At 68.2% G+C, this 12,742-nt stretch carries 12 protein-coding genes; 6 read left to right on the forward strand and 6 right to left on the reverse strand.

The annotated features are described in order from the left end of the window. Nucleotides 1–116: 116 nt before the first annotated feature. From FA702_RS23375 to FA702_RS20910, 3 genes are all read left to right on the forward strand, one after another. Nucleotides 117–611, forward strand: a complete 495-nt coding sequence (locus FA702_RS23375) for an alpha/beta hydrolase (protein ID WP_255504868.1) — start codon at nucleotides 117–119, stop codon at nucleotides 609–611. Nucleotides 612–850: 239 nt separating this feature from the next. Beyond that, complete coding sequence (locus tag FA702_RS20905) at nucleotides 851–1,297, forward strand: hypothetical protein (protein WP_136957990.1); 447 nt, start codon at nucleotides 851–853, stop codon at nucleotides 1,295–1,297. After that, nucleotides 1,281–2,165 (forward strand): sigma-70 family RNA polymerase sigma factor, encoded by an 885-nt coding sequence (locus tag FA702_RS20910; RefSeq protein WP_136957991.1) that lies wholly within the window; start codon nucleotides 1,281–1,283, stop codon nucleotides 2,163–2,165. Before FA702_RS20905 ends, FA702_RS20910 begins: the two co-directional genes overlap by 17 nt. A gap of 2 nt (nucleotides 2,166–2,167) precedes the next feature. Here the strand turns inward: FA702_RS20910 and FA702_RS20915 are convergent, their stop codons facing one another. From FA702_RS20915 to FA702_RS20930, 4 genes are all read right to left on the reverse strand, one after another. Next, the gene (locus FA702_RS20915; RefSeq protein WP_136957992.1) at nucleotides 2,168–3,199 is read right to left on the reverse strand and encodes a substrate-binding domain-containing protein; all 1,032 of its coding nucleotides are present in this window, start codon (nucleotides 3,197–3,199) and stop codon (nucleotides 2,168–2,170) included. Between the two features lie 84 nt (nucleotides 3,200–3,283). After that, nucleotides 3,284–4,177, reverse strand: coding sequence for an ROK family protein (locus FA702_RS20920; protein WP_136957993.1), 894 nt, complete (start codon nucleotides 4,175–4,177; stop codon nucleotides 3,284–3,286). Continuing rightward, entirely contained in the window at nucleotides 4,174–5,295 is a 1,122-nt protein-coding gene (locus tag FA702_RS20925) for a glycoside hydrolase family 68 protein (RefSeq protein WP_136957994.1), read from the reverse strand. Before FA702_RS20925 ends, FA702_RS20920 begins: the two co-directional genes overlap by 4 nt. 64 nt (nucleotides 5,296–5,359) lie before the next feature. Beyond that, a complete protein-coding gene (locus FA702_RS20930; protein ID WP_370385532.1) occupies nucleotides 5,360–7,843 on the reverse strand; it encodes a TonB-dependent receptor domain-containing protein in 2,484 nt (827 codons plus the stop codon). Nucleotides 7,844–8,005: 162 nt separating this feature from the next. On the opposite strand from FA702_RS20930, the gene FA702_RS20935 reads away from it, so the two are divergent. After that, entirely contained in the window at nucleotides 8,006–9,307 is a 1,302-nt protein-coding gene (locus tag FA702_RS20935; RefSeq protein ID WP_255504869.1) for an MFS transporter, read from the forward strand. A gap of 61 nt (nucleotides 9,308–9,368) precedes the next feature. On the opposite strand, the gene FA702_RS20940 is transcribed toward FA702_RS20935, so the two are convergent. Then, on the reverse strand, nucleotides 9,369–10,058 hold the full coding sequence (locus FA702_RS20940; protein ID WP_136957995.1) for a hypothetical protein: 690 nt from the start codon (nucleotides 10,056–10,058) through the stop codon (nucleotides 9,369–9,371). A 115-nt stretch (nucleotides 10,059–10,173) separates the two neighbouring features. Then, a complete protein-coding gene (locus FA702_RS20945; RefSeq protein WP_136957996.1) occupies nucleotides 10,174–11,424 on the reverse strand; it encodes a S8 family serine peptidase in 1,251 nt (416 codons plus the stop codon). Nucleotides 11,425–11,457: 33 nt separating this feature from the next. Between FA702_RS20945 and FA702_RS20950 the strand changes: the two genes are divergently transcribed. Beyond that, on the forward strand, nucleotides 11,458–11,994 hold the full coding sequence (locus tag FA702_RS20950; RefSeq protein ID WP_136957997.1) for an RNA polymerase sigma factor: 537 nt from the start codon (nucleotides 11,458–11,460) through the stop codon (nucleotides 11,992–11,994). Continuing rightward, entirely contained in the window at nucleotides 11,991–12,704 is a 714-nt protein-coding gene (locus FA702_RS20955; RefSeq protein WP_136957998.1) for an anti-sigma factor, read from the forward strand. Before FA702_RS20950 ends, FA702_RS20955 begins: the two co-directional genes overlap by 4 nt. Nucleotides 12,705–12,742 lie beyond the last annotated feature (38 nt).

The raw sequence follows: 12,742 nt of genomic DNA on the forward strand, positions 1-12,742 counted from the left end.
GCACGCCGGCTTGCGCAGCAGGGCGTTACCGCGTTCGTGCTCAAGTACCGCACGATCCGGAGCGGGGCCGACCCCATGAAGCTGCCCGAGTCCATATGCGGGAGATGGACACCATCATGGCGCGGGCGAAGAGCGGCCTTCCGGCCAAGGTTCCGCCCTTTGCCGGCGAGAAGCATGCGGTGGAGGACGGCGCGCGCGCCGTGGCGACGGTGCGCCACGGCGCAGCCCGGTGGGGTATCGATCCCGGCAAGATCGGAGTCCTCGGTTTCTCGGCGGGTGCTTTCCTGGCCGTCGACCTGGCGATTGGCGACAAGGCTTCGCGGCCCGATTTTGTCGGCCTGATCTATGGGGGGCTTCGCACGCCGGTCCCCGCCGATGCATCGCCAGCCTTCATCGCCGCCGCGGCCGACGACGAATTCCTGCCAAACGACGCGGCGCAGCTCTATGCCGCATGGCGGCAAGCCGGGGTGCCGGCCGAGCTTCATGTCTATGAGCATGGCGGCCACGGTTTCGATCTCAGGCCGAAGGGCACGACCAGCGACCGCTGGTTCGACGAATTCATCTGGTGGATGCAAGCACGCGGCCTGATCGAGACGGTTTGGTCGCGGTAATCGCGCGCCTTCTGGCAGACCGGCGCGCCGTGAACAGGGCGGCGCATATTTTTTCCTGTCGCCATCGCCTATGTCACACCGGCCGCCGCCATCTCGTCATGCAAGCAGGCATTGTGCATGGGAGATACGAACATGAAGCCTGTTATCGTCGGCGACGCGCGACGGATCGGTCTGCCTCTCGTTGCCCTTCCGCACGCGCAGGGCCATCGGCGCGTTGCTCAATCCCTGGAGAGGGCGGCATGAGCCGGGGCTTCCCGTTCGCGCTGGCCTCTGCGCTCGGCATCGGAGCCGCCTTCAACGGTGTTTTCATGCTGCTCTCCCCTGTCCGCTGGTACTTCGCGGTGCCGGGAGTCACCACTACCGGCCCGTTCAACCCGCATTTCGTGCGCGACATCGGACTGATTTTCCTGTTGGTTGCGATCGCAATGCTCGCAGGCGTCGCGCGGCCGGTGGCGCGTCTTCCGCTTTGGTCTGCCGCCGCGTTCTGGCTGGCGGGCCACGCGCTGTTCCATTTTTGGGAGGTGGCGGTTGGTATCTGCGGCACGGGCGCGCTCGCCCGGGATTTTCCCGCGGTGACCTTGCCGGCTATACTGACGACCGCGCTGGCGCTGTGGGCATGGCGCGATACGGCACGCGAGAGGTGCCGACCGCACTCGGTGGAGGACGCGCGTGCCGCGCAGGGATGAATATGTCGCTGATTTCGAGGCGCAACGGCCGCGGTTGTTGCGCCTGGGATACCGCATGCTCGGCTCCGTCAGCGAAGCGGAGGATGTGGTTCAGGAGGCATGGCTGCGGTGGGCGGCAAAAGCGGAAAGCGTCGATGCTCCGGCTGCCTATCTGACCCGCATCGTCACCCGCCTTTGCCTCGATCAGCTCAAGTCGGCCCGTGCCCGCCGGGAAACCTATGTCGGAGCCTGGTTGCCCGAACCACTGATGGAAACCACCGAGCCTGACGAGACGATCGCCGACGACCTGACGCTTACCCTGATGCTGGCGATGGAGCGCCTGTCCCCGCTGGAGCGCGCCGCCTTCCTGCTTCACGACGTGTTTGGCGTGGCGCTGACCGATATCGCCGCGACATTGGGGCGCGAGCCCGCCGCGGTTCGCCAGCTTGCCGCGCGCGCGCGCAAACACGTGCAGGATGCGCGCCCGCGTTTCCTGGTGGACGCGCGCGAGGCGGACCGGATCGCCCGGGCCTTCTTCACCGCTTCGCGCGAGGGCGATGCGGGCGCGCTGTCTGCGCTGCTCGCGCGCGACGTCGCGATCTATTCGGATGGCGGCGGCAAGGTGATCGCCTTCCGCAACATCGTGCGGGGGATCGATCGGGCACTGCGCTTGTTCGCCGGGCTCAAGCGCAAAAATGCGTCGATGCCGACGCTCCTGCGCACCGCCACGATCGATGGCCTGCCGGGGTATGTCAGTGTCGATCGAGGCGACGTGCTGCAGACGACCGCGCTCGACGTGCGCGATGGGCGGATCTCGGCGATCTACATCGTGCGCAATCCTGACAAGCTGCGCCATCTTGCGGCCGCTTTCGGCACAAGCAGCGGATAGCGCTACGCGCTGTCGCGCACGACCAGTTCGGGCGTCATCTGGACCGACGGGCTGTCTTCGCGCCGCAGCCGGGCGGCGAGAGCGCCGATCATCAAGCCCGCGCCCCGGGCGATGTCCTGCCGCACCGAGGTCAGCCGGGGAACCGTCTGCGCCGCGATCGGCAGATCGTCGAAACCGGTGACGGCAATGTCCGTCGGGACGGCGAGGCCTTCGTCCGTCAGCGCGCGCAGCACGGTCATCGCGATCACGTCGGACGCGCAGACGATCCCGTCCAGCGTGCGCCCGATCCTGCGGATCCGGGTGGCAATATCCTCTTGCGCCTGTTCGCCGCTCAAGTGCACCGGCAGCGCTTCCAGCGCGGGCAGGCCGGCTTCCTGCACGGCCGCGTTGGCGCCGGCGAAGCGCGCCGCGATCTCGGGCGGGCGAATGTCGCCCAGGAAGGCCAGCCGCTTGCGCCCGTCGGCGATCAGGTGCCGCGCGGCAAGCCTGCCGCCGGCGTGATTGTCCGACCCGATCGTGCACTGCTGATAGCCCGGGGTCTGCTGGCCCCAGACCACCAGCGGACGATAGCGCTGCGCGACGTGTTCGATCGCATCGAGCTGATCCGATTGCCCGATGATCAGCACGCCGTCGAGCAGCCCGGAATCGACGATGTCATCAAGCCAGCCCGGCGTATCGGGCAGCACGCGCGACAGCATCAGGTCGTATCCGGATTCGGTCAGGCCATCGGCCAGATGGCCCAGCATGGTCATGAAGAACGGATCGGAAATGTGCTGTCGCCGTTCGTGCCCCAGCGGCACGACTACGCCGATCGCGCGGGTCTCCCGCGTGCGCAGCTTGCTGGCCATCTGGTTCAGACGGAAGCCGTGCTTTTCCGCCAGCGCCTGTATCCGTTCTCGCGTGTTCGCCTTGATCAGGGGGTTGCCGGCCAGCGCGCGCGAGACGGTGCTGGCGGAAACGCCGGCGATCCGGGCCAGTTCCACGATGTTGCGGACGCGGGCCGGTGGCTGATCCGTCTCGTTGTCCCCGTCCATCGCTTGCTCCGCACGTCTCCCCGGGTGGCCGCATGCGACCGGTCCGATAGTCGTGCGAACGTTTGCGGGAGCGGTGTCAGCCTGTCAATCGAGCGCCGAGAGCGCGAGGGCCAACGCGCCCATGGGGCCGGCGCGTGCCTCCAGTCCCGGCGGGCCAATCAGCGTTTCCAGCGCGTCGCGATCGGCCCCGGGAACATAGCCGGCCAGCGCCCCGGCCGTGGCATCGCGAATGCGGTCGAGCAGCGCCGGGCGTCCGCCGCCCACGCCACCGCCGATCACGATGCATTCGGGGGATACGGTGAGGATGAGCGTGGCCATCAGTTCGCCCAGCTCTGCGCCGACATCGGACCAGACCGTATGGTCATCGGCGATATGCGTGGCATCGCCACCAATGCGCGCAGCGATGGCGGGGCCTGCGGCCAGGCCTTCCAGGCAATCGCCGTGGAAGGGGCAGATGCCGGGAAAGGCATCGTCGCGGCGCCGGCGCACGCGCAGGTGCCCGGCCTCGGGGTGCAAGGCGCCGTGCAACACCTGCCCATTGGCCACGATGCCGATGCCGATGCCGGTGCCGACCGTGACATAGGCATGGGTCGAACACCCGCGCGCGCGTCCCCAGCGTCCTTCCGCGAGGGCGGCCGCGCCGACATCGGTATCGAACGCGATCGGCACGGCGAAGCGATCGGCGAAGTGGTCCAGCACCCGCGCGCCGGTCCAGCCCGGCTTGGGCGTGGGGAGTATCTGGCCATAGTCCGGCGCGTCAGGGGAGACGCGGGCCGGGCCGAACGTGCCAATGCCCAGCGCCGTGAACGGCAGCTCGGCCTGCCATTCCGCAAGCGCTTCGGACAGCCCCGCCAGCGTGGTTGCGGGATCGGTCGTCGGCAGGCGGCGTTCGCGCAGAATCTCGGTGCCGCGCGCGACCACGGCGATGCACTTGGTGCCGCCCAGCTCGACCCCGGCGAGGAGCGGTGCGTCACTCATGCGGCAAGGCTCGCGCGGTCGCCGTCCAGCGCCAGCCGGACCACGGGCGCGGCAGTGCCGCCAAAGGCTGCCCGGGCCGCCTCGGTCGACGGCGGCAGCTCGGCAAGACCGACGAGATCGGCAAAGCTCCACACCGAAAGATCGGGCAGCACCTGCCAGCTATAGGCCTGGAACGGAGCGGAATCGGGATTGCCGAAGACCAGTCCCGTGCCGTTGATCGGCGTCCATGGGCCGTCGATGCCCTGCGCCACAAGCCCATAGAGACCGGTGGGGCCGGACGGTCCGCCGGCGGCGAAGACCTTGCGCTGGGTGGACCAGAACAAATAGACCAGACCTTGGTGCATGATCGCGTGGGGCCGTTCCAGTTCGTTGTTCAGTCCATCGGCGCTGACCAGCGGCGGGTCGAGCCGCCAGGTGCCGTCAGCCTGCAACGTACCCGCGCCGACCACACCGTTCCAGTCCGAATCCGATCCCATGCGGGAACCGGCGAAAAGTAGGCGGGTCTGCCCGGAAGTGGGGTCTTTGAACACGAACGGATCGCGGAACGCCTTGATCGCGCCGACCGCCCCGGTTCCCTCCAGATCGATCATGTAGTCCACGCCATCGGGGCGCAGCGTTTCGACAGGGGCGGTCCAGCCGGACAGCGCTGGCACGCCGTCCGCGATGGTCAGCGTGGCGCGGGTCGCGAACAGGCGCTGGCGGAACGTGATCGCCGGTTCGCCGCGCACGCCGGCGGCAGTGAAATGCAGCGTGACGTGACTATGCGCGGGATTGACGATCGCCGTGCCGGACCATTCCCGGCTGCCGGGCGAAAAGCCATCGGCAAACACCGGGCCGAGATCGCGCCAGCCCGCCGGCGTGCGGTGGAACAGCCACAGCCGCGCCAAGGCATGGCGATCTTCGGGATCCGCGAGGATGGGGGCCGCAAGGAAGATCACCAGCGCGCCGCCCGCGATCGCGGCGACATTGCCGTTGGCTTCCAGCACCGGCCAGTGGTCCCACAGGTCCATGCCGGCGGCAACGCGGGGCGCTTCGGCGCGGGAGAACGGGCGCGCCTGTGGGTGAGGACGGGCGGCGATTCCCGCGACGTGTTCGGGCAGCCAGCGGAAACAGGGCATCGGTCTGGTCCGATCGAAAGAAGAAAAATCGGGCCGGCACAGCAGGCCGGCCCGAGTGGGGAGATCAGAACGAGATGCGTGCCGAGGCCGAGATCGTGCGCCCGTTGATCGAACGCGCCCGCACGATGCCGTTGGCCGGGATCGCGCCATCTTCCGCTTCGGTGAAGCCCTTCACGTTGAACAGGTTGTTGGCGTTCACCGACAATTGCAGGCGCTCGATCGGACGCACCTGCAGGAAGGCGTTGACCGTGGTGTAGGCCGGCAGCTTCAGCTGGTTGCTGTCCTGCGTGTAGCTGCTGGTGGTGCCGACCACGTTGGCGCCAAACGATACCTTGTCGAGGTTCACTTCCGGGCTGATCTGGTACACGAAGCTGGCCTGCCGGCGCGGCGTGTTGCCGACGACCGTGGCATCGAGCGCATCGGCGGTGATCCGCGCATGCGTCCAGGTGCCGCCCGCGTTGAGCTGGAACGGCCCCTTGCGGATGCTGCCTTCCAGTTCCACGCCATAGGAACGGTACTTGCGATCGAGGAAGCGCTGGGTTGTCGCCTCGAAGTTCTGTTCTTCGGTGGTGGCGTAGAACCCGGTCACGTAGAGCGCGACCCCGCCCGAGCGGTACTTCACGCCGCCTTCGGCCTGCCGCACGAAATCGACCGCCGCGTCCGCATTGACCAAGCTGCCATCGGTGGTGCGGATCGCCGGGCCGAACGTCAGGCGATCGGCATTGGCGCGTCCGCCGCGGCTGTACCGGGCGAACAGCGCCAGATCGTCACGCACGCGGTAGTTCACGCCGAGCGAGTAGGAGGCGTAGTTGTAGTTGTAATGCACCGGGGCGGGGCTGGCCAGCGGGATCACCGCGACTTGCGTTTCGGGGCCGGAGATCACGCCGTTGCCATTGATGTCGAAGCTGGTGATGCCGTTGCGGCCACCGCCAAGATCGGCCCCGGCGACGAACCCGCGCGCCTGCCCGATGTCGTAGCGGACGCTGGCATCCAGGGTCAGCGCGTCCTTGTTCCAGGTGAACGCGGCGAACGGCGCATTGGTGTCGTAGCTCAGGCGATAGCTGCGGCGGCAGCAATTGCCGAAGAAGCGCGCGCCATAGCCATAGAAGCCGTCCTGCGTGACGAGCTGGCCCGATCCGTTGACGATATTGACCAGCGCCGCGTTGCCGCCGCCCTTCACTTCCATCACGGCCGAGGTCCACAGCCAGTCGGTATCGATCGTCTGGCGCGACTTGTAGAAGCCGCCGGTCACGGTCAGCTTGCCGCCGCCCAGGTCAAAGTCCTTGGTCAGGCGGAAATCGTTGGTGATGTTGTCCAGGCTGTTGAGCTTGGTGTCGAACACGACGATGTTGGCGAGATAGGTGTTGGCAGCTACTGCCTGCCCGGCGTTGGGGCCGTTGAAATAGACCGCCGAGGCACCCGCGCCGCCCAGGCTGGTCGCCACCGCGCCCGAGGTATCGACTGACGAGGGGAAGTTGGAGATGAACCGGCCAGAGATCGCCGAATAGCGGAAGCGTTCCATCACCGACCAGCCGCCGCCGACGTCGAACTTGCTTTCGAGGCCCACCGCCTTCACCACCGGATGCTGGCCATCGCGGATGTCGTCGGCCACCAGGTTATTGTTGCCATCGAGCGTGACGTTGCGCGTGAAATAGCGCGAATGCAGCGTATCCTCGTTGATGCTGAAGCCCGGCAGGTTGGTATAGACCGGGTTGGCGTTGGTGCCGGTCACGCGCACCGGATTGGGCAGATAGCCGATCGCCCGGTCATTCAGGTACTTGCCGTAGAGCCGCACGTAGCCGCCGGCGAAGTCCTTGGTCACGTTGAACTTGATCTGGCCGCCGCGGTTGCCGTCATAGCCGGCGCGGCGCGGGCCTTCACCCTGGCGGTAGAAGCCGCCGACGTGGAAGCGCAGGCTGTCGCTGATCTTGCCGCCGTAATCGGCATCGACGCGGTACTCGCCATAATCGAGGCCGACCGTCGCCTGCACCGCGCCGCCTTCCTGTTCGCCGGTCTTGGAGATCAGGTTGATGACGCCGCCCGGCGAGTTCGAGGCGAAGGTCGAGGCAGAACCGCCGCGCACCGCTTCGACGCGCGCGATGTTGAAGTCCGACCGCAGGAAGATGTCGGCATTGCCGAACGTGATGTCGCCGAATTCCAGGATCGGCAGCCCGTCTTCCTGCAGCTGCAGGAACTTGGCGCCGCCCGAGGCGACCGGCAGGCCGCGCACCGCGATGTTGGCGTTGCCTTCGCCGCCCGAGCTTTCCGAACGGATGCCGGGGATGTTGCGGAACAGTTCGGCCACCGAGCGCGGCGTGGTCTGCTGCAACTGATCGGCGTTGAGCGAGCTGACGGAAACCGAGGAATCCAGGCGGTTCTGCCCGCGCGCCACCGCGGTCACGATGATCTCGGCATCGTTGGGGGAATCGGCCTGCGCCGACGCGTCCTGCGCAAGGGCGGGGGTGACGCCGAGCGCGAACATGGAACTGGCTGCCAGCAGGCTGGCGGCGGAAAAGCGCACGGCGTTAAGCGGAAGAACCTTCATCATCCCTCTCCTGACACGGTCGAGTGACTCGACATCTGCAGGGGATCGCTAGGACCGATTGCAAACGTTTGCAAGAATAATTTGCAAACCTTTGCATTTTTGCTACGCAGGGGGCAGGGCAAGCGATGCGAGCAAACAGCGCCAAACCCGGTTAGGAGAGGAACTATGAAGGGCACCCGGCCACGCCTTGGTTTTCCCGGCATCGTGCAGATGAACCTGGGTTTTCTGGGGCTGCAGTTCAGTTTCGGACTGCAGCAGAGCAACATGGCGCCGATCTACACCTATCTGGGCGCGGATGCGACGATCATGCCCGTGCTGTGGCTGGCCGGCCCGATGACCGGCTTGCTCGTCCAGCCGCTGATCGGTGCGCTCAGCGATCGCACGTCCACGCGAATCGGACGCCGCACGCCCTATTTCCTGATCGGAGCGGTGCTGTGCAGCCTCGCCCTGCTGGCTATGCCGTTCAGCCCCGCCTTGTGGGTCGCCGCGTCGTTGCTGTGGGTGCTCGATGCCGCCAACAACATCACGATGGAACCGTACCGGGCCTATGTCAGCGACCGGCTCGACACGGCCGAGCGGCCACTCGGTTTCCTGACGCAGAGCGCCTTTACCGGTCTCGCCCAGACGCTGTCCTACCTTGCGCCGTCGCTGTTCGTGTGGGCCGGGATGAGCGCGGACGCGGTTGATGCGAACGGCATTCCGCAGGTGACGCGCGTGGCTTTCATCATCGGCGCGGTGCTGTCGCTGTCGACGATCGTGTGGTCGGTCTGGCGCGTGCCCGAACTGCCCTTGCCGGCGGAGGAGGCGGCGGCGATGCGCGCCCAGCCCTTGTCCGCTGGAACCGCCTGGCGCGATTTCATGGATGCTGTGCGCGAAATGCCGGCGCCGATGCGGCAATTCGGCGTGGCCATGCTGTTCCAGTGGTACGGCATGTTCTGCTATTGGCAGTACGTCACACTGTCGCTGGCGCGGTCGCTCCACGGATCGGATTCGGCGGCGGCGCTGCGCGATGCCACGCTCGTCAACGGGCGGCTGGGCGGGTTCTACAACTTCCTCGCCTTTCTCGCCGCCTTCGCCCTCGTTCCGCTGATCCGGCGTCTGGGCGTGAAGCCGGTGCACGCCGTCAGCATCGCGCTGGGCGGCGTGGCGATGCTGGCCTTGCCGCACATCGGCAACGAGGCGGGCAGCTATCTTCCCATGATCGGCATCGGCATCGCCTGGGCCAGCCTGATGGGTAGTCCTTACGTGTTGCTGGCCAACAGCATCCCGGCCGAACGGACGGGGATCTACATGGGCATTTTCAACATGTTCATCGTCGTGCCGATGCTGGTTCAGACGGTCACGATGCCGTTCCTTTACGGCACCGTGCTGGGGTCCGATCCGCGCAACGTGCTGTCGCTGGCCGGGCTGACGCTGTTGCTTGCGGCGGTGGCGACCTTGCGGGTCCGCGCCGCGCGCCAGCCCTGAACGAAAGGGCCTGACCGCCCCATAAGGAGTGGCCAGGCCCTTCGAGAGTGCCCCCGGGGCGTCAGTTGCCGGCGGTCGCCGAACCGTTTCCGCTGACCGAACCGGTCACCCCGCCGGTCACCGAGGTGCTGGCGGCCTTGTCGGCGACGGCGCCTGCGGTGCTGTTCGCGCGCTGGGCCGCCTTGCCAGCCACATCACGGGTGCGCGATGCCGCGCCGGCTGCGGTGTCCCGCGCGGTCATCGCCGCGCCTTGAGCCGTGGTGCGAGCCTTGCCGGCGGCCGCGCTCGCGGTGTTGCGGGCCGTTCCCGCCACGGCGCGCGAGGTCGAGGCGATCTGGTCGGTGCCGATCAGCTGGGCGTCGGCATTGGCGGACCCGCTGGCCGAGCCGCTGCCGGAAACCGCGCCGGTGAGGGCGCCGGCCGGGCTGGCAAGGTTCTGGGTGACGGCGCCGGTCGCGCTGCCGCTGGCGCTGCGGTCGGCGTGAACCTGCCCGTTGTGGCGGTTGACGCGGGTGCTGCCCGTGGTCGAGCCGGCGGCGCTGGCCGCGCCGGAGGTCGCCGATTCCACGCGGTCCATGGTGGAGCCGATCGGCAGGCCGCCGTTCATGCCACCGCCGAGCGTACCGCCCAGCGTGCCGCCGACCATGCCGCCGAGCGATCCGCCGCCAAGGCCGCCACCCAGCAACTGGGCGTGGGCCGGCATGGTCGAAACGGCGAAGGCGAGAACCGAAATCGTGATGAGCTTACGCATGGTATCCATCCTTTCGTTTGGTGGTGATGGACCCTGATCCATCCCCTTGCTCTGAAAACGAAGGATGCGTTCGGTTTAATCCACGTTCGCCCGATATTTTTTACAAATAGCTGATTTATCGACAAATTGTGCAAATCAGCCCTCGGCCGAACACGGCATCAGGCCCGCGCGCGCCCAGATCGATCCCTTCCCGGTCAAGCGCGGCGGGCAGCGCGGCGCGCGCATCCATGGCATTGGCGGCGCGCGCGGCGACGAGCGGTGTCGCAAACGAGGTGCCGCGCACCGGCACGAGCCGTCCGGCGGCGTTCATCGCACGCATGTCGGCCCCGGGCGCGGCATAATCGAGATGCAGGGCGCGGCCCGCCTCGATCAGCGCGCGGTTGCGGCCATCGACGCCGGTGACGGCCAGCACGCCGGGATAGGACGCGGGATAGGCCGGCGGCGCGGCCGGTCCGTCGTTGCCCACCGCCGCGACGATCACCGCGCCCCGCCGCTGCGCCGCGTCCGTGGCCCGCGCCAGCAGGCCGTTGGCAGGCCCGACCAGGCTGATCGAGATGACGCGCACGCCGCGCCCCATCAGCCAGTCCATAGCTTGCGCGATCGCCAGCGCGTTTCCGCCGGCTGGCCCCGCGCCATAGACATCGGCGACCAGTACCCGTTGCACCCCGGCGCGGCGCAGCAGCGAGACCACCGCGCTGCCATGATCGCCGGGTGCCGGCGCGCCCGGCGCGAAGCCGCGGATGGCTTCCAAGGGGATGGCCCGCCCGGGCGCGCCGTCGATTACGCCGACCGGCGTGGCGACCGGGGGGAGCGGCGGCGAGGCCTTGCCTTCCCGCCCGCGCGCCGGCGCAGCCGATCCCGACGGGAAGTTCAGCGTGTCGGCGGCCAGGGCCGCATCGGGCACGGCCTTGCGCAGCAGGGCTTGCGCCTGCGCGAGCGCCATGCCGCGCGGCACCGACAGGCGGGTGACGGACAGGTCGAGCGTATCGAGCCGCTCCTCGGCCAAGACCGCAAAGCCAAGCTGCCGCGCGGCATCGAGCGCGCCCTGATCCGGGGAGACCAGCAGCAATTCGCCCTTGCGCGCGGGATTGCCATCGGCATCGCGTTCGATCGCCGCCGGGTTGCGGCGGACGAGATCGCCGAGCCGGTCGATCCGCGCCTGCGCCAGCGCGGCGGCGCTGCGCACCGTGCGGGTGGTGGCATCAACGCCCGTGCCAAGCGTGCGGTCGACCGTTTCCAGCGTTCCGCCCAGCACACGCTCGGCGGGCTGCGTCACACCGGGCAATACCTGACCAATTGCGCCGATCTGCGCCAGCGCCGGCGTGGCGATGGCGACCGACAGGAGGATCGATATTCGACTTCGCATCCGCGTTTCCCGATCTTTCGGATTTCATTATGGATGAAACGACCGGTGTCGTCCGTTTTATCCATCGGAAAGGCAAAAACGCTGTCAGACCGCTTCGAATCCGAAATGCTGGCCTTGCTGCCCCGGTTGCGCCGGTTCGCAGCCGGGCTGGCGCGCGATCCGGCGCGGGCGGACGATCTTTGCCAGATGACGGTGGAGCGCGCCCTGCGCAGCCGCGATCAGTGGCAGGCGGGGACACGGATGGATAGCTGGATGTACCGAATCATGCGCAACCTTTGGATCGACGAGACGCGCGCGGCCAACCGCCGTGGACAGACCTTCGTGGATGAGGAAGCCGGCGCGGCCGTCGGCGCGGACGGCGGGCAGGAAGCGCGCGCGATGCTGACCGATGTCGATCGCGCGATGGCCCGCCTGCCCGACGATCAGCGCGAGGCCGTGCTGCTGGTGATGGTCGAAGGCTGGTCCTACAAGGAAGCGGCGGAGATCGTCGGCTGCCCCGTCGGCACGCTCAATTCGCGGCTGGTCCGGGGGCGCGATGCCCTGCTCGTCCTGTTGGGAGAAGCGGCATGACCATCACCCCCGAAATGATCGCCGCCTATGCCGATGGCGAACTCGAAGGCGCGGAGCGCGATCGCGTGGAACAGGCGCTGGCGCACGACCCCGCGCTCGCCCGCCAGGTGGACGCGCACCGCGCCTTGAAAGCGCGACTTTCCGCCCATTTCGCCCCGATTCTCGACGCGCCGCTGCCCGAGGCGCTGACGCGCGCGGTGCGGGCACAGCCGGAAGCCGAAGTCCTTTCGCTCGACGCCGCGCGCCGCGCGCGTGCCGCGTCGTCCTCCAACCCGACGCGATCGCGCTGGGCCTGGGGCGCCGGCGCGGCGCTGGCGGCGTCGCTGGCGCTGGCCGTGGTGCTCAATCGGCCGACGCCGAGCGGTGGCCCCGGCTATGCGGACGCGCAACTGGCGGCGGCGCTCGACACCCAGCTTTCGGGAACCCCGGCGGCGGGTGCGCCGGTGCGCGTGATGCTGAGCTTCGCCAACGCCACGGGCGATTTGTGCCGTGGCTACAGCGGGCAGGCCGGTTCCGGGATCGCCTGCCGCGATGCGCGCGGCTGGCGGCTGGAAAAGGCGTTCGGCGGGGCGGAAGGAGAAGACGGCGTCTATCGCCAGGCCGGCAGCGCCGACCCGCGCCTGATGGCGGCCGTGCAGGACATGGCGAGCGGACCGGCGCTTGATGCGGATGCGGAGAAGGCCGCGATTGCGCGGCATTGGAAGCGTTAGGGCATCACGTTCGGGACGGCCACGTGCTGCCCCGCGCG

The organism is Novosphingobium sp. EMRT-2 (assembly GCF_005145025.1).
GTDB lineage: Bacteria > Pseudomonadota > Alphaproteobacteria > Sphingomonadales > Sphingomonadaceae > Novosphingobium.

Bases quoted from the DNA above. Each gene is read 5' to 3' on its own strand.
- FA702_RS20925 (WP_136957994.1), bottom strand. From the start codon at position 5,295: ATGCCCTGTTTCCGCTGGCTGCCCGAACACGTCGCGGGAATCGCCGCC.
- FA702_RS20920 (WP_136957993.1), bottom strand. From the start codon at position 4,177: ATGAGTGACGCACCGCTCCTCGCCGGGGTCGAGCTGGGCGGCACCAAG.
- FA702_RS20945 (WP_136957996.1), bottom strand. From the start codon at position 11,424: ATGCGAAGTCGAATATCGATCCTCCTGTCGGTCGCCATCGCCACGCCG.
- FA702_RS23375 (WP_255504868.1), top strand. From the start codon at position 117: ATGGCGCGGGCGAAGAGCGGCCTTCCGGCCAAGGTTCCGCCCTTTGCC.
- FA702_RS20935 (WP_255504869.1), top strand. From the start codon at position 8,006: ATGAAGGGCACCCGGCCACGCCTTGGTTTTCCCGGCATCGTGCAGATG.
- FA702_RS20915 (WP_136957992.1), bottom strand. From the start codon at position 3,199: ATGGACGGGGACAACGAGACGGATCAGCCACCGGCCCGCGTCCGCAAC.
- FA702_RS20950 (WP_136957997.1), top strand. From the start codon at position 11,458: ATGAAACGACCGGTGTCGTCCGTTTTATCCATCGGAAAGGCAAAAACG.
- FA702_RS20930 (WP_370385532.1), bottom strand. From the start codon at position 7,843: ATGATGAAGGTTCTTCCGCTTAACGCCGTGCGCTTTTCCGCCGCCAGC.
- FA702_RS20955 (WP_136957998.1), top strand. From the start codon at position 11,991: ATGACCATCACCCCCGAAATGATCGCCGCCTATGCCGATGGCGAACTC.
- FA702_RS20905 (WP_136957990.1), top strand. From the start codon at position 851: ATGAGCCGGGGCTTCCCGTTCGCGCTGGCCTCTGCGCTCGGCATCGGA.
- FA702_RS20940 (WP_136957995.1), bottom strand. From the start codon at position 10,058: ATGCGTAAGCTCATCACGATTTCGGTTCTCGCCTTCGCCGTTTCGACC.